Below are 18,297 nucleotides of genomic sequence, written 5' to 3'. Positions count from 1 at the left end.
CCGTGCCGGGGCGGTACCCGGGCTATCGGGTGTACGTAGACCCGTCCCGTTCCAGGGCGCCGGTACGCGGGTCCCGCTGGGGACGCTGGTAGGCGAACTCGCCGCCGCTGCGGCCGCCGAAGGGGCGCCCGTGATCAGCAAATTCTTCCCGGAAGAACGCCAGACACCACTGACCCATTTGGAGGCGGGCGCCGGTGCGCAGCACCGAGGAAGATCCCGGACCGAAGCTTCCGGTGACTTTGCCGTGCCGGACCAGGACGTATTCGTCCTGGTCATTGTGGACTATTTCCGCATGCACGCCGTCGAGTCCGGGAAGCTGCAGTTCGGCGGATTCGTCACTGCCGATGCGCACCCGGTCCGCAGCAAGGCTAAATACCCGGGGTACCTGGCCGTTCCAGGCCTGCGCGTCCTGCACAAAGATCAGCCGGGGCTGTCCGCCGCCGCGGGTGTAGTGGGTGGTGGTAATGCGGCGGGCAATCCTGCGCTTGACGGTCGGCAGCAGCGGGAACAGGGTCCCGGGGGGAAGCAGCGAAAACTTGCGGGCCGGCGCACGCCGGCCCCGTTTCAGCAGCGGCGCCAGTGCTCCCAGCTTTCCCAGCTTGATGTGGGGTGACCTGGTGATCACACGCTGCGAGGCCGGCACGTCGAGGGCTCCGAGGCTGATGATTCTGCCCTGGGGCCCCTCGACAATCACCGTCAGGCCCTGCTCTGACAACGTTTTGGCCAAAGGCCTGATGTCGCCGAGCGAAGGCATCCGCTGCGACAGGAGGGCATCCATGCCGTCCAGGGCGACAACCACTTCGCTGCCGGCCGCCGTCACCGATCCGCGAGCCTGTTCCCCGGTTGCGTCCTGGAGGGAAAAGTCCAGATTGATGTCGGCCCGGAAGCGCGGGGCCATGGTCAGCTCCTGTTCTCGTCGGAACCCAAAGCGTCCTTATCGCTGGTGGTCACTCGAAGGCTTCCGTTCAGCTTCCAGGTGGCTCGCGGCGCGTCCGGGCCGATGTCGCGGGGAACTTCGATGGACATATCAATGAAGTTGTAGTTGATGGCAGCGCCTTTGCCGGTCAGATACGACCACATCTCCTCGGCTAGATCCGCCCAGTCGCGGATACTCCGGTCCGCAGGTCCGGCGCTGTCCAATGGGTTGCTCTCAGTCGTCACTTTGTGTCCTCTTCATTGAGTACCGCCCAAGCCGCCGCGGCAGAGTGTTTTCGATAAGGTCACTCTACTGTCGGTGCCCTTACAGGGGAATGGTATTGCCCAGCGGACTGACACTCCGACCGTGTCCGCGCCTGCCGCCGGCGGCCCCCGTACACACTCAACACACATTCATCATTCAGAAAACTCCCAGATTCTGGGAGGATCATGGGAACCATGAAAAAGAACGGTCCCGAAGCCAAGCTGCTCGTCGTCGATGATGAACCAAACATCCGCGAGCTGCTCTCTACCTCGCTGCGCTTTGCCGGCTTTGAAGTCGTCTCGGCGTCCAACGGCCGCGAGGCCCTGGCGGCCGCGGAACTCCATGCCCCGGACCTGGCGGTCCTGGACGTGATGCTGCCCGATATGGACGGCTTTACCGTCACCAGGCGGCTACGCGCGGCAGGAAAGCACTTTCCCGTCCTTTTTCTGACCGCCAAGGACGACACCGAAGACAAGGTCATGGGGCTGACGGTGGGCGGCGACGACTATGTCACCAAACCGTTCAGCCTCGACGAGGTCGTGGCACGGATCCGTGCTGTTCTTCGCCGCACGCAGCCCCTGCAGGATGACGATGCGGTGATCCGCGTCGACGACCTGGAGCTCGACGACGACGCCCACGAAGTCCGCCGCGGCGGGACGGTGATCGAGTTGTCCCCCACCGAATTCAAGCTCCTGCGGTACCTCATGCTCAACCCCAACCGGGTGCTGTCCAAGGCCCAGATCCTGGACCACGTTTGGGAATACGACTTCAACGGAGACGCCTCGATCGTTGAGTCTTACATCTCCTACCTGCGCCGCAAGGTGGACATCGATCCCGACGCGCCGGCCCTCATCCAGACCAAACGGGGTGTGGGCTACGTGCTGCGGACGGCCGAGAAGCGCTGACCTTGTTGCTCGACCGTTGGAAGTCGGCATCGCTGAGGTCACAGCTGGTCGCCATCATGACCGCCCTGATGCTGGTGGCCCTCACTGCCACCGGCGCAGGAACCCTGACCCTGCTGCACAGCTACCTCCAGGGGCAGGTCGATGACAAGCTCCGGGCCGCCGTCGCCTCGGTCCGGCAGCAACAGTCCTTTAGCCAGCTGCAGGACCAGAACCAGAACATCCCTACCGACTACTCGCTGATGCTGTTCGCGCCGGGACAGAAGCCTGTGCCGTTCGGCGGAGACAAGGAAATACACCCGGAAATCACCGGTATCAGCCCCGCAGATGTTGTCGGTCTCCAGCAGGTCCCGTTCCAGGTCCGCGGAACGGACGGGCACAACTGGCGGGTGGTCGCCCTCAACGTCGTCGACAGCAACGAGCGAACCTCCGTCGTTGTCATCGGCCTGCCCTTGTGGCCGGTCGATTCCGTGATGGAACACGCGGTGCTGGTGGTCGTCGGCGTCGGGCTGCTGACCCTTATCCTGGCCTTTTTCATCGCCACGTGGAGCATCTCCCGGTCCTTCCGGCCGCTGGCCCGGGTCGAAAAAACGGCTGCAGCCATTGCGGCCGGCGATCTCTCCCGGCGTGTCGACGTCGACACGCCCCACACTGAGGTGGGCCGGCTCGGCACCTCCCTTAACGCCATGCTGGCCCACATTGAAACTGCCTTCGCCGACCGGATGGCCTCGGAAGCAAAGATGCGCCGCTTCGCCGCCGACGCCTCCCATGAACTGCGCACCCCCCTCGTAACGATCCGCGGCTTCTCCGAGCTGTACCGGCAAGGCGCCCTCGCCACACCGGCGGACGTGGCGACGGCTATGGGACGAATCGAAAGCGAAGCCAAGCGGATGGGGTCCATGGTGGAGGACCTGCTGCTGCTCGCCAGGATCGACGAGCAGCGCCCGTTGCAGCAGAAGCCTGCCGATCTGCTGCTGATCGCCAATGACTCCGTTGTTGACACCCAGGCGAGCGACCGCGGACGCACCATCTCACTGGCCGGGCTCGAGGGCCGTCCGCCGGCACCGGCGCCGGTCATCGGCGACGAGGCTAAATTGCGGCAGGTCGTGGGGAATCTGGTGGGCAACGCCCTGCGCTACACGCCCGAGGGAACGCCGATCGAACTTGCCGTCGGCGTACGGACCGCCGCTGACGGCAGCCGGCAGTCCGTGATCGAGGTCCGCGACCACGGCCCGGGGGTTCCCGACGAGGAAGCCGCGAGGATCTTTGAGCGGTTTTACCGGGCGGACACTTCCCGAACGCGGGAGACCGGTGGCAGCGGCCTGGGACTGGCTATTGTCGCGGCCATTGTCGGCTCGCATGCCGGCACGGTCAGGGCCGCGAAGACCGACGGCGGCGGGGCAAACCTGGTGGTCAGCCTGCCGTATCTGGACGGGGTGGCGGCGGACGACGGTTCGGCCGACCGCACGGCCGCCGGTGAAACGGCCTCCTCCGGTGGCGGTTCCGGGAACTAGGCTTTTCGCGATCGTTGCGGCCTTATCCACATAAGCGGGCCACCCGCTTCCGGGGACCTGATGGATTTCCTAGGCTCGGGGTGACCGGATATCCCGGAGCATCCACTGCAGAGAGGTCATCCCATGAGCATTATCTCCGTCGATACTGAACTCCTCGAGCTCAAGTCGGCAACCGTCAAAGCCACGGTCGACCGGATCAGCGCCGACGTACAGGCAATGAAAAGCGGGCTCGATGAGCTGCAGGCTACCTGGCGCGGCGCGGCGGCCACCAACTTCCAGGTCTTGGTGTCCGAGTGGACCCTCACGCAGGGAAAAGTCGAGGCGTCGCTGGCCTCCATCAACCTGGCACTGAACTCCGCCGCAGCGAGCTACGCCCAAGCCGAGCTGAACAACACCCAACGTTTCAGTTGACCGGCCGTGCCCGTCAGAGCGGGCTTCAGCCCCTTGCGCGGGTTCAGGCTTCGGGAGTGCCCTGGTGGAAGCGCAGACGCCATTGCGCCCCGTCCTGGACCCACAGGGAGCTGCGCAGGGCTGCTGCGGCCCGGGTGTGGCTGCGGTACGTCAACAGGACTGTGTGCTCTCCCACCCGGTCTGCTCCCAGTACCTCCATCTCGACGGCGCCATCGGGGCGCTCTTGGAGGGACATCATCACGGCGTCCCGCGTCCAGATCCGGCCCGAGCTGCCAATCTCCGTGTAGTCCGGGTGCAGCAGCACTCCCGTGCGTCCGACGTCGGCGCGTGTGTCCGGGCGCAGCAACTCGCGTTCGAGTGCCTCGACGATCGCTTCCGGGCTCGCGTCAATGCCGGGTGCGGGCATTGCGTCCCCGTCGAGCTCGCTGAAGAGGTCCGGTTCGTCAAAAACGGACGCCTCAGCGAGAATCCGCTGCTGGCGGGCCGCCGCCGATTGGGGCACCGTCCGCCCGGTTGTGGGCGGCGCTGCGGCTGCGGTGTTCTCGGAACCGAACCCGGGACCCTGACGGACTGCAACACCCTGCTGGTAGGCCGTCGCAGCGGCCCGGGCCCGGTCATCCGCCGCCTCGTTAAGATCATGCCCGGCGTGGCCGCGCACCCATTCGAAGGTGTACTTGCGGCCCACCAGGGCCTGGTCAATTTCCTTGAGCAACTCCACATTCATCACCGGCTTGCCGTCGGCTTTGCGCCAGCCCTTGCGCTTCCATCCTGGCATCCACTTGGTGACGGAATTGATGACGTACTGGCTGTCGCAGAGGATGTGCAGATCCTCGCCGGACAGATGCGCGGTCGAGCGCACCAGGTCCAGCACTGCCATAAGCTCGCCCATGTTGTTGGTGCCGTGCGGCCATCCCCCGGCCCGCCAGCAGTCATCGTCCACGTACCAGGCCCACCCGGCCGGGCCGGGATTTCCTAAAGCCGAACCGTCGGCTGCTGCTGTAATTGTCACTGCACCATCCTGCCAGACCCGCACCGGCGTCGGCGCCCCCGCTGGGGTGGTTGGGCACTTACGCCGACGGCGGCCCCGCCCGAAGGAGGGACCGCCGTCGTGCTACGCACATTTCAGGGCCGAGGTTCCGGCCCCGGCAGCCGGTTGGTTAGAAACCGCCCATGCCGCCCATGCCGCCCATGTCGTCGCCGCCACCCATGGCCGGAGCGTTCTTCTCCGGCTTGTCGGCCACAACGGCCTCGGTGGTGAGGAACAGGCCGGCAATGGATGCCGCGTTCTGCAGTGCAGAGCGGGTGACCTTGACCGGGTCGTTGATGCCGGCAGCCAGCAGGTCGACGTATTCGCCGGTTGCAGCGTTCAGGCCGTGGCCTGCGGGCAGGCCGCGGACCTTGTCGACCACAACGCCGGGCTCGAGGCCGGCGTTGAAGGCGATCTGCTTCAGCGGAGCGTCGATGGCAACGCGGACGATGTTCGCGCCGGTTGCTTCGTCACCCGTGAGGTTCAGGTTGGCGAAAGCCTTGAGGCCGGCCTGGATCAGGGCAACACCACCGCCGGCGACGATGCCCTCTTCAACAGCAGCCTTCGCGTTGCGGACAGCGTCTTCGATGCGGTGCTTGCGTTCCTTGAGCTCGACCTCGGTTGCGGCACCGGCCTTGATGACTGCAACGCCGCCGGCCAGCTTGGCCAGCCGCTCCTGCAGCTTCTCGCGGTCGTAGTCCGAATCGGAGTTCTCGATCTCGGAACGGATCTGGGAGACGCGGCCGGCGATCTGGTCGGCGTCGCCTGCCCCCTCGACGATGGTGGTCTCGTCCTTGGTCACAGTGACCTTGCGGGCGCGGCCCAGGAGTTCGAGTCCGGCGGTCTCAAGCTTGAGGCCGACTTCCTCGGAGATGACCTGGCCGCCGGTGAGGATGGCGATATCGGCAAGCTGCGCCTTGCGGCGGTCACCGAAGCCGGGAGCCTTGACGGCAACGGACTTGAAGGTGCCACGGATCTTGTTGACGATCAGGGTGGCCAGGGCCTCGCCCTCGATGTCTTCGGCAATGATCAGCAGCGGCTTGGAGGACTGCATGACCTTTTCGAGGACAGCAACCAGTTCCTTGACGTTGGAGATCTTGGAGTTGACGATCAGGATGTAGGGATCCTCGAGGACCGTTTCCTGGCGCTCAGCGTCGGTGACGAAGTAAGCGGAGATGTAGCCCTTATCAAAGCGCATGCCTTCGGTGAGCTCCAGCTCCAGGCCGAAGGTGTTCGACTCCTCGACGGTGATGACACCTTCCTTGCCGACCTTATCCAGGGCCTCGGCAATCAGGGCGCCAATCTCGTTGTCACCGGCAGAGATGGACGCGGTGGCGGCAATCTCTTCCTTGGTTTCGATTTCCTTGGCGGAGGCCAGGAGCTCGCGGGTGACGGCTTCAACAGCCTTTTCGATGCCGCGCTTGAGGGACAGGGGATCAGCTCCGGCCGCGACGTTGCGCAGGCCTTCCTTGACCAGGGCCTGAGCCAGCACGGTAGCGGTGGTGGTTCCGTCGCCAGCGACGTCATCCGTCTTCTTGGCAACTTCCTTGACCAGCTCGGCGCCGATCTTTTCGTAAGGATCGTCCAGCTCGATCTCCTTGGCGATGGAAACACCATCGTTGGTGATCGTGGGGGCGCCCCACTTCTTTTCGAGGACGACGTTGCGTCCACGCGGGCCGAGGGTGACCTTGACGGCGTCGGCGAGGATGTTCAGGCCCCGCTCAAGGCCGCGGCGTGCCTCTTCATCAAATGCAATGATCTTGGCCATAACGGCAGTAGTCCTTTCGGGACAGTCGTTAAGAATGAACCTATGCTGCGGTGCCCGCGACGGACGATCCTTGCCCGGCGGCCTCTGTATGCCGCCAGGCCAGGGATCTCACCCCAACCAGGTATTTCTCTCGCTCCCGGCCCGGCTGCCTCAACTCCGCAGCCGGGCGAACCGGGCGTCGTTTTAGCAGTCAATGCGCAGGAGTGCTAACTCAATAATTAGCACTCCCCCGGGGAGAGTGCAAGCAGTAGGCTCGCCGAAAAGCTGCTGTCGGCCAACTGGCACCGTTCCGCAACGACGCAATACGCTACGGGCGATCACTTCCCGCTGCTGCCCGCCGTTTCGCTGCCGCTCATGGTTGCCGTGTTGTCCGGTCCGTAGGTGTAGAGAACGTAGTTTGCGGAGCTGACGTCACCGTGGGCATCGAAAGTGATCCGCCCGGATTGGCCGTCGTAGTCGGGACGCTTGCCGGCCCGCAGCGTGTCAAGGCATTCCTGGTAGCTCTTGCACACGTCGGCCGCGCCCGATGGCCCGGTGCCGCCGGACGTGACGGCGCTGCCGCCTGAGACCGCCACGAGACCGGCCGCGATGGAGGTGCCGGCGTCATCCTGCGCCGCTGCTGCGGCGATGGCGGCGAGGTTCACGGCGTCGTAAGCCTCCGCGGCAAACGCCATGTCCTTCAGCCCGGGATCCACGGAGACCAGCTCGCCCTGGAATTTTGCGGAGGCAAAAGTTCCCGGCAGGATCCCGCGGGCACCGTCGAGGGCGCTGGAGCCGAGTCCTGAACCGTACTGGTTGACAGCCCCGTCGGCGAGGATGAGCTTCTTTCCGGCAACTCCGGCGTTGTTCAGCTCGGCGATGGCGCCTTGGGCAGCTGCGCGCGAAATCAGCACGACGGCATCTGGATCCGCGGCCTTGACGGCAGCCGCCGCCTGCTGCGCCTGTCCCGGGGCGAACCCGACGACGGCGACGGTCCCGAGGCCGGACGCCTTGGCCGCGGCTGCCACGGCGTTGGCTACGTCCTTTCCGTAGCTGCCTTCTTCGTACACCATTCCGATGGTTGCGGCGCCACCGTCCTTGGCGAGCTTAACGAGGACGGGTGCCTGTGCGATGTCGGCCGCCGAAGTCCGGAAATAGAAGCCCTTACTTGGATAACTGCTGAGGCCGCTGGCGGAATTTGCTGGTGAAATCACGGCAATCCTGGCAGCGGACAGGACATCGATGGCGGCCGGCGCCCTGCTGGAATCCGTTGGACCGATAACTACGTCGGCTTTGGCGGCCACCAGCGCCTTGGCCTGCGCTGCCGTGTCACCACTGATTGTTGCCGGCAGCAGTTCCACCGGTTTGCCCTTGTGCCCGCCGGCGGCATTGATCTCCCTGACGGCCAGTTGCGCCGCCGCCAGTTGGGGGGCATTAAGGAAATTCTGCGCCCCGGTATTGTCCAGGATCAACCCGATGCGCAGGGTGCCGTCACCGCTCGCTTCTGCCGGTTCAACGCGGGCGCCCCCGGCCGGGCCCAGGCAGGCGGTGGTGGTCAACGCGGCCACAGCAGCCACCACGGCCGCTCGTCCCAGCCGCAGCGTGGCCAGCCGGCGGGCGACAGTGCCGGCGTCGGCCCGTCGAGCGGACACGTCGTGGCCTGGGCCGCTGGACGCCTGCGGTGCGGTGTCCGTCACGGGGCGGGCCTGACGCTTTCGGCCTGCGGGCCCTTCTCGCCCTCGCCGACTTCGAGCTCCACACGCTGGCCCTCCGCCAGGGAACGTTGGCCGTCCCCCGCAACGGCAGACCAGTGCACAAAGACGTCTGCGCCGGAGCTGTCTACGGTGATAAAGCCGTAGCCCTTTTCGGCGTTAAACCACTTGACGGTTCCCAATGCCATGGTGTCCACACTTTCAGTTGCCCAGCGGGCGCCCCAGCATCCGCCGGGCCGCGGAGTGCTAAAAACTAAGTCCGCAAGTACTGTACCCGCAGCTTTATGCTGCCGCGCAGCCCGGAGGCGTCGCTGCCGGTCAATAGTTATTTAGGCGTAATCGGAACAGCTATCTAAGGCGCAATCGGAACGGGTTACGCGAATCCGGGCGCCAGGACAACAACGAGTGGCAGCTGGAATTCGGCGGAATCCACCACGCTCGGGATGCCCAGGAGTTGGCCAAGGGCCTCGGCATTGTCCTTCTGCCCGACCCCGTTGTAGAAGACCACCGAGCGCTGCTGCGGCAATCCGCCCCAGTTTCCGAGCGCGCCGACAGTCCAGCCGGCGGTGGAAACGGTTCCGCCCACCCGGTTCGCCAGCCCTGCCGTGGCGGTGCCGTTGAAGATGGCCACGGGCTGGGTTTTGTCGATGGCTGCGGCCGGGGTGGTGGCTGCGGGAGTCGCAGCCGGCGACTCGCTGGCCGGCGGGCTGGAAGGGGCTTCGCTGGAGGCAGCAGTGGCGGCAGGGACGGCAGATGCAGCGGCGCTGCTGCCGCTCTGCCCGACTGCTGCCTGCGTGCTGTCGGCAGCGGAGGAGAAGCCGATTTTCGGCAGAAAAATGAACGCGACGAGGCCAATGGCCAAGGCCGCGGCGCCGGCGCCCAGGATCGGGCCCAGGCGGCGGCGGTGGCGTGATTCGGCGACCGTCCGGTGGACACCTTGGCGTGCGGAGGTCTCCGGGACCCGATCGAATTCATCCCGAGCGTATTTGGTCATGGTAGAACGATGTCCTTGCTGATTTCTGACGAACCGGCCGCGCTTGCTGGCGCGCAGCAATGTGCGCATCCGGCAGTGATTTACGCGTCTGAGCCCAAGCGGCGGGCAGTGCGCGCACGTTGGCGTGACGTACGTAGTCTACGCAGTCTCTTCACCAACATCGGATCATGGGCCAGTGCATCCTCGGTGTCGATAAGGGCGTTGAGGATCTGATAATAGTGGGTGGCGGACAGATCGAAGAGTTCGCGGATGGCTTGTTCTTTGGCGCCGGCGTATTTCCACCACTGCCGTTCCAACGCCAGCATTTGCTGGTCCCGGCTGCTCAGCGGCGACTCCGGGTTGATCCCGGCGACAGGAGATTCTGCCCTCGAAAGGTGCTCTTGTGCTTGTTCGGCCACGACACGCTCCCTGGCTGGATCCGATGAAAAGTATCCCCCCATGCTACGGGCGAATAACACCCTTGTCATTTGCCGGCCTGCAAGAATGGGCTCTGTGCATGACTCCGACTTCCCTTCCTCCGATGCCCTTTTCGAGCTGGAGCCCACAGCGGGCCAGGCCGCGGGTTTTAGTGAGTTGGCCCGCCTGCCCCTGGATGAGCTCGTCGCCGACGACTGGGCTGAGGCCCTGGCCCCGGTCGAGGGGCAATTGCGGGACGTCCTGGCCTACCTGGGCCGGGAGTCTTCCGGCGGTCACAACGTCTTGCCGGCTCCGTCAAAGGTGCTGCGGGCCTTCCGGCAGCCTCTGGCGGAAGTCCGGGTGCTGATTCTGGGCCAGGACCCGTATCCGACGCCGGGCCATGCCGTTGGGCTGTCCTTCGCCGTCGACGGCGCCACTCGGCCCATCCCCCGCAGTCTGGCCAACATCTACAAGGAGCTTCACGCCGATCTGGGGCTGCCCGCGCGGATCCACGGTGACCTCGGCCCTTGGTCCGATCAAGGGGTGCTGCTGCTCAACAGGGTCCTCAGCGTCCGGGCCGGGGCGGCTGGCTCGCACCGGAACAAGGGTTGGGAAGCCATTACAGCGGCGGCAATCACCGCCGTCGCCAAGCGCACAACAGCCGGCGGCGCACCCGCCCCGCTGGTGGCAATCCTCTGGGGCAGGCACGCCGAGGCTGTCCGCCCGCTGCTGTCTTCCACGCCCGTGATCGCCAGCGCCCACCCGAGTCCGCTCTCGGCGTCACGGGGATTCTTCGGCTCCCGGCCCTTTAGCCGCGCCAACACGCTGCTCCGCGAACAAGGCGGCGCAACTGTGGAATGGGAACTGCCTCCGCTGCCCGGGCCGGCTCCCTAGCCAGGTTTCCGCCAGCGGCTTTGGCTAGGCTTAGCCCCATGACCTCAGTCCCCGCCGCCACCTCGGCCACCCGCAAATCCCGTCCGCAGACCAACCTCACCGTCCTGCGCCGTGAAGAGCTCTCCCCCCACATGGTGCGGATCATTGCCGGCGGGCCCGGATTTGCCGGCTACGAGAACAACTCCTATACGGACCGCTACGTCAAGATCGTGTTTCCGCAGCCCGGCATCGATTACCCGCAACCGCTTGACCTGTGGGAGATCCGGGCAACGATGCCGCGCGATCAGTGGCCGCACACCAGGACCTACACGGTCCGCTGGGTCGACTCGGCGGCCGGGGAACTCGCCATCGACTTCGTGATCCACGGTGACGAAGGCCTCGCCGGTCCGTGGGCGGCATCCGCCCGGCCCGGTGACGCCCTGATATTCACCGGGCCGGGCGGCGGCTACAACCCGGACCCGGCCGCGGACTGGTTCCTGTTCGCCGGCGACGAATCCGCGTTGCCGGCCATCGGGGCCTCGATCGAATCGTTGCCGGCCGAAGCCCGCGGCCTGGCCTTTCTGGAGGTGGACAGCGACGCCGACATTCAGGCCATTAGGGCGCCCGCCGGTCTGGAGCTGCGCTGGCTGCTGCGCAGCAGCGTGCCGGCCGGGGCCAGCGAACTACTGCCTGCCGCGATCAGTGCTGCGAGCTGGCCAGCCGGCAGGGTCCAGGTCTTTGCGCATGGCGAACGCGGCGCCATGAAGAGCCTGCGGGACGTGTTCTACGCCGAGCGCGGGCTGGAGCGTTCCCAGGTTTCGCTGTCCGGCTACTGGGCGAAGGGCAGGGTGGAGGACGACTTCCAGGCCGAGAAGAAGCTCCTCATCGGTAAGATCTAGCGCGCAGGATCTAACGGCGCCGCGCCCGGCGTCGTTCGTTGCTCGCCAGGCTGCGGGTCAGCGGACGGGCCAGCGTGTCGCCGAGTACGATGCCGGCCGCCACCCCGAAAACGATTGCCCCGGCATTAAGCATGCCCCCGGCACCCAGCAGGATCTCCGACGTCTCAATCGTTAATACATACATGGACCGGAATATGGTGAGGCCGGGCAGGAGAATCAGCGCGGCTGGCACCGCCACCACCAACTGCGGGGCGCCCATCCGCAGCGCCACTACACGGGCCAGCAGTCCGATAACAACAGCGGCCAGTGCGGGCGAAAAGCGCGATCCGATGCCTAATGCCTCTCCGCCATTCAGGATCAGGTACCCCACAACGCCGACGGCCGCCGTCGGCAGCAGCAGGCTCGGGCTGGTCTGTTCGGTGATGCCGATCATCAGCACCGCGATGGCGATCAGAATGACCACTACCCACAGCTCATACGCCGGCGGGAATGTTTTGGTGACGTCGATGGATTCCATCCCCGTCCTGTCCCCCACCACAAAACCCACAGCGAGGCCGGCGACCAGGGCGCCGAAGGTCAGCACTGTGGAGAGGAAACGGCCGGCGGCCGTGACCGGAAAGCCATTGATCGCGTCCTGCACCGAGGAGACCAGCCGTCCGGTCGGCAAAAGCAGCAGGATGCCGCCCACCACCACAATCTCGGGGGCGATCTGGATTCCCGCCAAGCCGCCGAAGCGCCCCAGGAGCAGGGCCATAAAGGTGACCAGGAACGAACACGCCGCCGTGATAAAGAAATCCGGCGTCCGCCAGCGGCTCAGCTGCCGGGCCAGCAAACTGACCATCAGGTTCGAGGCAAAGGCCACCACTGAGCCGCCGATTCCGCCGCCCAGGACCCCGACGAAAACGGCAGCGAAGACCCCGAACGCCACCGTGACCATCCAGCGGGGGAAGGGTTTGGCGCTGCGGGTGATCTCTTCCAGCCGTCGCACGGCCTCGTCACGGCCCACACCGCCGGCTACGAGTTCGGTGACTAGCTGGTGCACCTGGGAGAGCCCGGCGTAGTTGTTCGTCCAGGACCGCACCACACGCAGCAACGTAATCGGAGTCTGTTCCTTGGGCGCATAGTTGATGGCCACGGACTGGTTGGTGATGTCCACTTCGATGTTTTTGAGGCCCAGCGCAGCCGTGACGGCGATAATGCTGGTTTCAACTTCGAGGGCGCCGGCACCGTACCGGAACATCGATTCGGCCAGGTGCAGCGCGAAGTCGATGGTCTTGCGGGCCGACGCGTCCACCCCGCCCACCTGAATCATCGGGTTGGCGTAGGGGCTGCCGGCGAGGCGGTCCACGATGCTCATGGGAGCGGTCGGCGGGTTCTCCCCCTGGACAAGTCTGCGCAGCATCCGCTTGGCCGCGGCATTCTGGCGCACTTGCGTGGGCGAGAGCGGCTCGGTCCTGGGCAATCCGTCGGTGTGCGGCCGACGGCGGCCGGCGGGTTCCTGGGTCATTCCGGCGTCCTCAAATTCTCCGTGTCAGCCGTTTTAGTAGAACTGCTGGCCCGTGCGGCGGGTATAGAGCTGGCGGGCGACGCGTTCCCCCGCGGCCATCCAGGCCTTGTATTTCAACGGGCTGAGGACCTGGTCGTAGCAGCCAACGAAGTCGGTCACCGTTTTGCTGAAGCTGGTTTTGAACAGGCCCAGGCCGTGGAACGGGTTGGACGTGTCCTTCAGCTGATCGCTGGGGGGTGTGCCGCAGAAATCGTATTCGGTGCAGCCTAGCTCCCTGAGCTGCTGGATGGCCGTCCACTGCACCAGATGGGAATCACCGTACTGGTTTCGCTTCTGCAGCGAGCCGCCGTCTTTGTAGGTGCCCTTTCGGCCGTAGTTGACCACAAAGGCGCCCACCGACGGGAGACCGTTCTCGTAGACAAACATCAGCCGCCCCTGGCCACGGTTGATGAAGTTGGTCCAGAACTGGCGGTAATACCCGTATTCGCGGACCCGGACCTGGGACTTGGCCTCCACGGTGTTTGTCATCAGCGCGTACATGGCGCGGAAGTTCTCCTCGGTGGGATCCACTTTGTGGACTTCCACGTCCTCCCGGATGGCGCGCCGGACGGCGTTACGGCCCCGCGAGTGCAGGTTCCGCAACAGCTGGTTCTCCTCGGGGGAGATATCCAGCAGCGCCGTCGAGTCGTTGGGCTGCAGGTTGTGGCTCTTGCGGAGCCCGGCACCTTCGAAAATCCGACGGGCTTCGTCGGAGCGGACGATGTCCGGCTCGATCTTGATGGCAAAGACCCCCAGCCGGGCACGCTGCACGAACTCGGCGTTGGCTGCGGTGATGCCGGGGATGTCTTCGGCGGAGGCGACATCTGGGCCCTTGATCAGGTACCAGAGCTTGCCGAGCAACGGGACGGACTTCTCCAGGATGAGGTTGTAGCTGGAATAGTCAGCGCTCTCGTAGACCAGGTGCCGGGGTTTCCAGCCGAAGTTTTGCTTAACCTCAGCGAAGGCCTCCGATTGCAGGAGATTGCCGCCATTGGGGTTCGCAGTGACGTGGCTATCCCAGTTGGCGATCTCTTCGGCAGAGGCAAAGCGGGCGGTGAATTCACGCAAGGGTGCAACATCCAATCATTGCGGTTCGAGCATCGGCGGCATGCGGGCATGCACGTTCAAGTCTATCCGTCCGGGTCAATGCTCCTGCCCGCAACCAAGCCGCTAGGCTGGACGTATGGCGCCAGTTGAGCAACCACTAAGATTAGGATCCGAGCACCGGGAACTTGCCGCCGGTACACGCCGGCCGGCAGTCCAGTTTCCGGGACTATTGGTCTTTTTGGCTGCCTCGGCTGTCGTTGCCGGCCTAGGCGGGCTGGCCACCGCGAACAATGTTAACGGCTGGTACGCCGCCGCTGTCAAAGCCCCCTGGTCTCCGCCGAACTGGGTGTTCGGACCGGTCTGGACAACCCTGTACATCGCGATGGCCGTGGCCGCCTGGCTGGTCTGGCGCCGCCGGACGGAGGGCACCAGCGCAGCCCTCGCCGCCTACGCCACGCAACTGGTGTTGAACCTGTTGTGGACTCCGGTCTTCTTCGGCCTGTACCCGGCACTTGGCACACTTGCCCTGTGGATCGCTTTCGGCATCATCGTCGCGCTGTCGGCCGCGGTGGTGGTCACAGTACTCCACTTTGGGCCGATCAGCCGCACGGCAGGACTGCTGATGCTGCCCTACTTCGCCTGGATAATCTTCGCTTCGTCGTTGAATCTCTGGGCGGTGCTGAACAACTAGCTCAGCACTCGACAACGTTCACGGCCAGGCCGCCCATGGCTGTCTCTTTGTACTTGGAGCTCATGTCCTTGCCGGTCTCGCGCATGGTCACGATGACCTCGTCGAGGGACACCCGGTGCGTGCCGTCGCCCCAAAGCGCCATCTTGGCGGCGTTGATGGCCTTCGCCGCGGCGATCGCGTTGCGTTCGATGCACGGGATCTGCACAAGCCCGCCGATGGGGTCGCAGGTCAGGCCGAGGTTGTGTTCCATCGCGATTTCAGCGGCGTTCTCCACCTGTTGCGGGGTACCGCCCATCACTTCGGCCAGGCCGGCCGCGGCCATCGAGGATGCCGATCCCACCTCGCCCTGACAGCCGACCTCGGCGCCGGAGATCGAGGCCTGTTCTTTGTACAGGACACCGATCGCCGCTGCCGTCAGCAGGAACTTGACCACAACGTCGTCGCGGTCGGCCTCGGTGGCTTTGTCCATGCCCGGGGCAAAGTGCAACGCATAGTAGAGGACAGCGGGGATGATGCCGGCGGCGCCATTGGTGGGGGCGGTGACCACGCGGCCGCCGGAGGCATTTTCCTCGTTCACTGCCAGGGCAATCAGGTTGACCCATTCCTGCCAGTACTTCGGGTCCCGGAAGTCGGGGTCCTGATCCCGGGTTTCTTTCATCAGCCGTTCGTGCCAGTCGGGCGCACGACGGCGGACCTTCAGGCCGCCGGGGAGCAGTCCTTCGCGCTTGAGGCTGACCTGAACGCAGCCGGTCATCACCGAGTAGATGTGCAGAAGGCCTTCCCGGATCTCCGCTTCGGTGCGGGAGGCACGCTCGTTGACGAACATAATCTCGCCGATCGACAGGCCCTTGGACTGGCAGCGGCCCAGCAGCTCCGCTGCCGTTCGGAACGGCAGGGGAAGTTCCTTCTTGGACTCGGCGAGCTCGATCAGGGCGGCGTCCTCCTCGCCTTCGCGGACGATGAAACCGCCGCCCACTGAGAAGAACGTGGCGCTGTGCAGCACGGCGCCGTCGGCGTCCGAAACCGTGAAGGTCATGCCGTTGGTGTGCCGGGGCAGGATGGTGAGCGGGCGCAGGATCATGTCCTTCACCCCGTAGGGCAGCGCCACGCCGGTTCCTTCGCCGGCCAGCTGCAGGGTGCCGGTCTCCGCGATCGTGGCCAGCCGCCCCTCCACTTCCTCGGGGAGGATCAGTTCAGGGTGGTAGCCCTCCAGGCCGAGCAGGATCGCCGTCATGGTCCCGTGGCCGTGGCCTGTGGCCGCGAGGGAGCCGTAAAGGTCCACCCGCAGCGATGCCACGCGGCCCAGATCCCGCGAGGTCTTGAGCTCCTCGGCAAACACCGCAGCAGCCCGCATCGGCCCCACGGTGTGCGAACTGGACGGGCCTATTCCTATTGAGAAGAGGTCAAAGACGCCAACAGCCATTACTGAATCCTAACTAGACACTGCGTTCGGGCGGGGCTGGGGTTGGTGGTTGGGCGGGCTCCTCCGCGTGCTCGGTCGACGCCGCTAGCTGAGCGGACGTCGCACGCCCTTAGACGCACGCTTCCGGACCCCACCCAACCACCGTTCGCGACTCACCAAAGCGGCGGCGGGCAAGACCCCGAGGGGCCGGCCCCGGAACCCTTAACCGAGGTTAGCAACCGACGGGTAGAGCGGGTGGGCGGCGGCCAGGGCCTCCACCCGGGCGCGCAGTCCGGACAGGTCCGCGCCGGCGTCGGCGATCAGCGCCTCAGCGATGATATCCGCAACCTCGGCAAAAGCAGCCTCGCCGAAGCCGCGGGTTGCCAGCGCCGGGGTGCCGATCCGCAGTCCGGAGGTGACCATCGGCGGCCGGGGGTCAAACGGGACGGCGTTGCGGTTGACGGTGATGTCGATGTCCGCGAGCCGGTCCTCGGCTTCCTGCCCGTTGAGCTCGCAGTCGCGCAGGTCCACGAGGACCAGGTGCACGTCGGTGCCGCCGGAAATCACGTTGATTCCCTTGGCAGTGACGTCCGGCTGGATTAGGCGCTCGGCCAGGATCCGCGCGCCGGCCAGGACACGTTCCTGGCGCTCCTTGAATTCAGGCGAAGCTGCGATCTTGAAGGCCACAGCCTTGCCGGCGATCACGTGCTCCAGCGGGCCACCCTGTTGACCGGGGAACACTGCGGAGTTGATCTTCTTGGCGATGTCGGCGTCGTTGGTCAGGATGATGCCGCCGCGCGGACCGGCGAGGGTCTTGTGCGTGGTGGAGGTGGTCACGTGCGCGTGCGGCACCGGCGACGGGTGCAGCCCTGCGGCAACCAGCCCGGCGAAATGGGCCATGTCCACCATCAGGTAGGCACCCACCGAGTCGGCAATCCGGCGGAACTCCGCAAAGTCGAGCTGGCGCGCATAAGCGGACCAGCCGGCAACGATCAGGGCCGGCTTGTGCTCCTGGGCCAGTCGCTCGACCTCCGCCATGTCGATCCGGTGGTCATCTTCCCGGACCTGGTAAGGGATCACGTTGTACAGACGACCGGAGAAGTTGATCTTCATGCCATGGGTCAGGTGGCCGCCGTGCGCCAGGTTCAGGCCCATGATCGTGTCACCCGGACGGATCAAGGCGTGCATAACCGAGGCGTTGGCCTGCGCGCCGGAGTGCGGCTGGACATTGGCGTACTCTGCGCCGAACAGGGCTTTGACCCGGTCGATCGCAAGCTGTTCGATCACGTCGACGTGCTCGCAGCCGCCGTAGTACCGCTTGCCGGGGTAGCCCTCTGCGTACTTGTTGGTCAGCACGGAACCCTGCGCCTGCATCACGGCCTTGGCAGTGTGGTTTTCCGAGGCGATCATCTCCAGGCCGTCCCGCTGGCGGGCCAGTTCGGCGTCGATCGTCTTGGCGATCTCCGGATCCAGCACCGACAGCTCCACGTCCAGGCTCGGCGAGACCACCGGTTCGAAGGCCGCTGCGATGCCGATCGCTGCGCCGCTCACAGTTCGCCGCCATTCTTGGATGCGTAGTCCTGTGCGGAGAGCAACGGGCCCTCTGATTCCGCGGCCACCTTGAAGAGCCAGCCTGCGCCGTAAGGATCGTTGTTGATCAGCGCCGGGTCGTCGATGACGGCGGGGTTGATCTCGGTGACCTCGCCGGTGACGGGGGCGTAGAGGTCCGAGACCGATTTGGTGGACTCAACCTCGCCGCAGGTCTGCCCTGCCGTCACCGCGGCACCAACTTCGGGCAGGTCCACGTAAACGATGTCGCCGAGGGCGTCCGTGGCGACGGCGGAGATGCCGATGGAGACAATGTTTGATCCGGCGTTGCCGGAGTCCCGCGCAACCCACTCGTGCTCGTCGGAATACTGCAGTTCAGGAGCTACTTTTGCCATGTGCTTTTCCTAA

At 65.4% G+C, this 18,297-nt stretch carries 19 protein-coding genes; 6 read left to right on the top strand and 13 right to left on the bottom strand.

Annotated features, from left to right (window positions below):
* Window positions 1-22: 22 nt before the first annotated feature.
* The gene (locus QK287_RS15625) at window positions 23-898 is read right to left on the bottom strand and encodes an FHA domain-containing protein (RefSeq protein ID WP_226776379.1); all 876 of its coding nucleotides are present in this window, start codon (window positions 896-898) and stop codon (window positions 23-25) included.
* Window positions 899-900: 2 nt separating this feature from the next.
* Window positions 901-1,161 carry a hypothetical protein gene (locus tag QK287_RS15620; protein ID WP_226776378.1) on the bottom strand — a complete coding sequence of 87 codons (261 nt, stop codon included), beginning with the start codon at window positions 1,159-1,161 and terminating at the stop codon, window positions 901-903.
* A 213-nt stretch (window positions 1,162-1,374) separates the two neighbouring features.
* Between QK287_RS15620 and QK287_RS15615 the strand changes: the two genes are divergently transcribed.
* The 3 genes from QK287_RS15615 (at window position 1,375) to QK287_RS15605 (ending at window position 4,007) form a co-directional block, all read left to right on the top strand.
* Entirely contained in the window at window positions 1,375-2,085 is a 711-nt protein-coding gene (locus QK287_RS15615) for a response regulator transcription factor (protein WP_226776377.1), read from the top strand.
* Window positions 2,086-2,090: 5 nt separating this feature from the next.
* The gene (locus tag QK287_RS15610) at window positions 2,091-3,596 is read left to right on the top strand and encodes an ATP-binding protein (RefSeq protein ID WP_282360700.1); all 1,506 of its coding nucleotides are present in this window, start codon (window positions 2,091-2,093) and stop codon (window positions 3,594-3,596) included.
* A 123-nt stretch (window positions 3,597-3,719) separates the two neighbouring features.
* Window positions 3,720-4,007, top strand: coding sequence for a WXG100 family type VII secretion target (locus QK287_RS15605; RefSeq protein ID WP_226776376.1), 288 nt, complete (start codon window positions 3,720-3,722; stop codon window positions 4,005-4,007).
* Window positions 4,008-4,050: 43 nt separating this feature from the next.
* Here QK287_RS15605 and QK287_RS15600 read toward each other — a convergent pair whose 3' ends face one another.
* The 6 genes from QK287_RS15600 to QK287_RS15575 all read right to left on the bottom strand — a co-directional run bounded on the left by QK287_RS15600 (window position 4,051) and on the right by QK287_RS15575 (window position 9,831).
* Window positions 4,051-5,016, bottom strand: a complete 966-nt coding sequence (locus QK287_RS15600; RefSeq protein WP_282360682.1) for a ribonuclease HI family protein — start codon at window positions 5,014-5,016, stop codon at window positions 4,051-4,053.
* Window positions 5,017-5,164: 148 nt separating this feature from the next.
* Window positions 5,165-6,802, bottom strand: a complete 1,638-nt coding sequence (gene groL / locus QK287_RS15595; RefSeq protein ID WP_226776374.1) for a chaperonin GroEL — start codon at window positions 6,800-6,802, stop codon at window positions 5,165-5,167.
* Between the two features lie 317 nt (window positions 6,803-7,119).
* Window positions 7,120-8,382, bottom strand: coding sequence for an ABC transporter substrate-binding protein (locus QK287_RS15590; protein WP_282360699.1), 1,263 nt, complete (start codon window positions 8,380-8,382; stop codon window positions 7,120-7,122).
* A gap of 92 nt (window positions 8,383-8,474) precedes the next feature.
* Complete coding sequence (locus QK287_RS15585) at window positions 8,475-8,681, bottom strand: cold-shock protein (RefSeq protein WP_226776373.1); 207 nt, start codon at window positions 8,679-8,681, stop codon at window positions 8,475-8,477.
* A gap of 185 nt (window positions 8,682-8,866) precedes the next feature.
* Window positions 8,867-9,487: a LytR C-terminal domain-containing protein gene (locus QK287_RS15580; protein ID WP_282360681.1), complete on the bottom strand. Its 621-nt coding sequence runs from the start codon at window positions 9,485-9,487 to the stop codon at window positions 8,867-8,869.
* A gap of 80 nt (window positions 9,488-9,567) precedes the next feature.
* Window positions 9,568-9,831 (bottom strand): DUF3263 domain-containing protein, encoded by a 264-nt coding sequence (locus tag QK287_RS15575; protein ID WP_226776456.1) that lies wholly within the window; start codon window positions 9,829-9,831, stop codon window positions 9,568-9,570.
* A gap of 139 nt (window positions 9,832-9,970) precedes the next feature.
* On the opposite strand from QK287_RS15575, the gene QK287_RS15570 reads away from it, so the two are divergent.
* Together QK287_RS15570 and QK287_RS15565 are read left to right on the top strand one after the other, a co-directional pair.
* A complete protein-coding gene (locus QK287_RS15570; RefSeq protein WP_282360680.1) occupies window positions 9,971-10,777 on the top strand; it encodes a uracil-DNA glycosylase in 807 nt (268 codons plus the stop codon).
* A gap of 38 nt (window positions 10,778-10,815) precedes the next feature.
* Window positions 10,816-11,655: a siderophore-interacting protein gene (locus tag QK287_RS15565; protein ID WP_282360679.1), complete on the top strand. Its 840-nt coding sequence runs from the start codon at window positions 10,816-10,818 to the stop codon at window positions 11,653-11,655.
* Window positions 11,656-11,665: 10 nt separating this feature from the next.
* On the opposite strand, the gene QK287_RS15560 is transcribed toward QK287_RS15565, so the two are convergent.
* The gene (locus QK287_RS15560; protein ID WP_226776369.1) at window positions 11,666-13,162 is read right to left on the bottom strand and encodes a threonine/serine exporter family protein; all 1,497 of its coding nucleotides are present in this window, start codon (window positions 13,160-13,162) and stop codon (window positions 11,666-11,668) included.
* Window positions 13,163-13,195: 33 nt separating this feature from the next.
* Window positions 13,196-14,269: a peptidoglycan bridge formation glycyltransferase FemA/FemB family protein gene (locus QK287_RS15555; RefSeq protein ID WP_226776368.1), complete on the bottom strand. Its 1,074-nt coding sequence runs from the start codon at window positions 14,267-14,269 to the stop codon at window positions 13,196-13,198.
* A gap of 115 nt (window positions 14,270-14,384) precedes the next feature.
* Here QK287_RS15555 and QK287_RS15550 point away from each other — a divergent pair, with 115 nt between their 5' ends.
* Window positions 14,385-14,939 (top strand): TspO/MBR family protein, encoded by a 555-nt coding sequence (locus QK287_RS15550; protein WP_282360678.1) that lies wholly within the window; start codon window positions 14,385-14,387, stop codon window positions 14,937-14,939.
* Window position 14,940: 1 nt separating this feature from the next.
* Here the strand turns inward: QK287_RS15550 and QK287_RS15545 are convergent, their stop codons facing one another.
* The 3 genes from QK287_RS15545 to gcvH form a co-directional block, all read right to left on the bottom strand.
* Entirely contained in the window at window positions 14,941-16,362 is a 1,422-nt protein-coding gene (locus QK287_RS15545) for an L-serine ammonia-lyase (RefSeq protein WP_282360676.1), read from the bottom strand.
* Window positions 16,363-16,563: 201 nt separating this feature from the next.
* On the bottom strand, window positions 16,564-17,892 hold the full coding sequence (glyA, locus tag QK287_RS15540) for a serine hydroxymethyltransferase (RefSeq protein WP_282360675.1): 1,329 nt from the start codon (window positions 17,890-17,892) through the stop codon (window positions 16,564-16,566).
* Entirely contained in the window at window positions 17,889-18,284 is a 396-nt protein-coding gene (gcvH, locus tag QK287_RS15535; protein WP_226776365.1) for a glycine cleavage system protein GcvH, read from the bottom strand. The genes glyA and gcvH overlap by 4 nt, the downstream gene beginning before the upstream one ends.
* Window positions 18,285-18,297: the final 13 nt, after the last annotated feature.

This window comes from Arthrobacter sp. AL05, assembly GCF_029960715.1.
In the GTDB taxonomy this organism is placed as follows: Bacteria; Actinomycetota; Actinomycetes; order Actinomycetales; family Micrococcaceae; genus Arthrobacter.
This window is presented reverse-complemented; position numbering and strand designations above follow the sequence as displayed.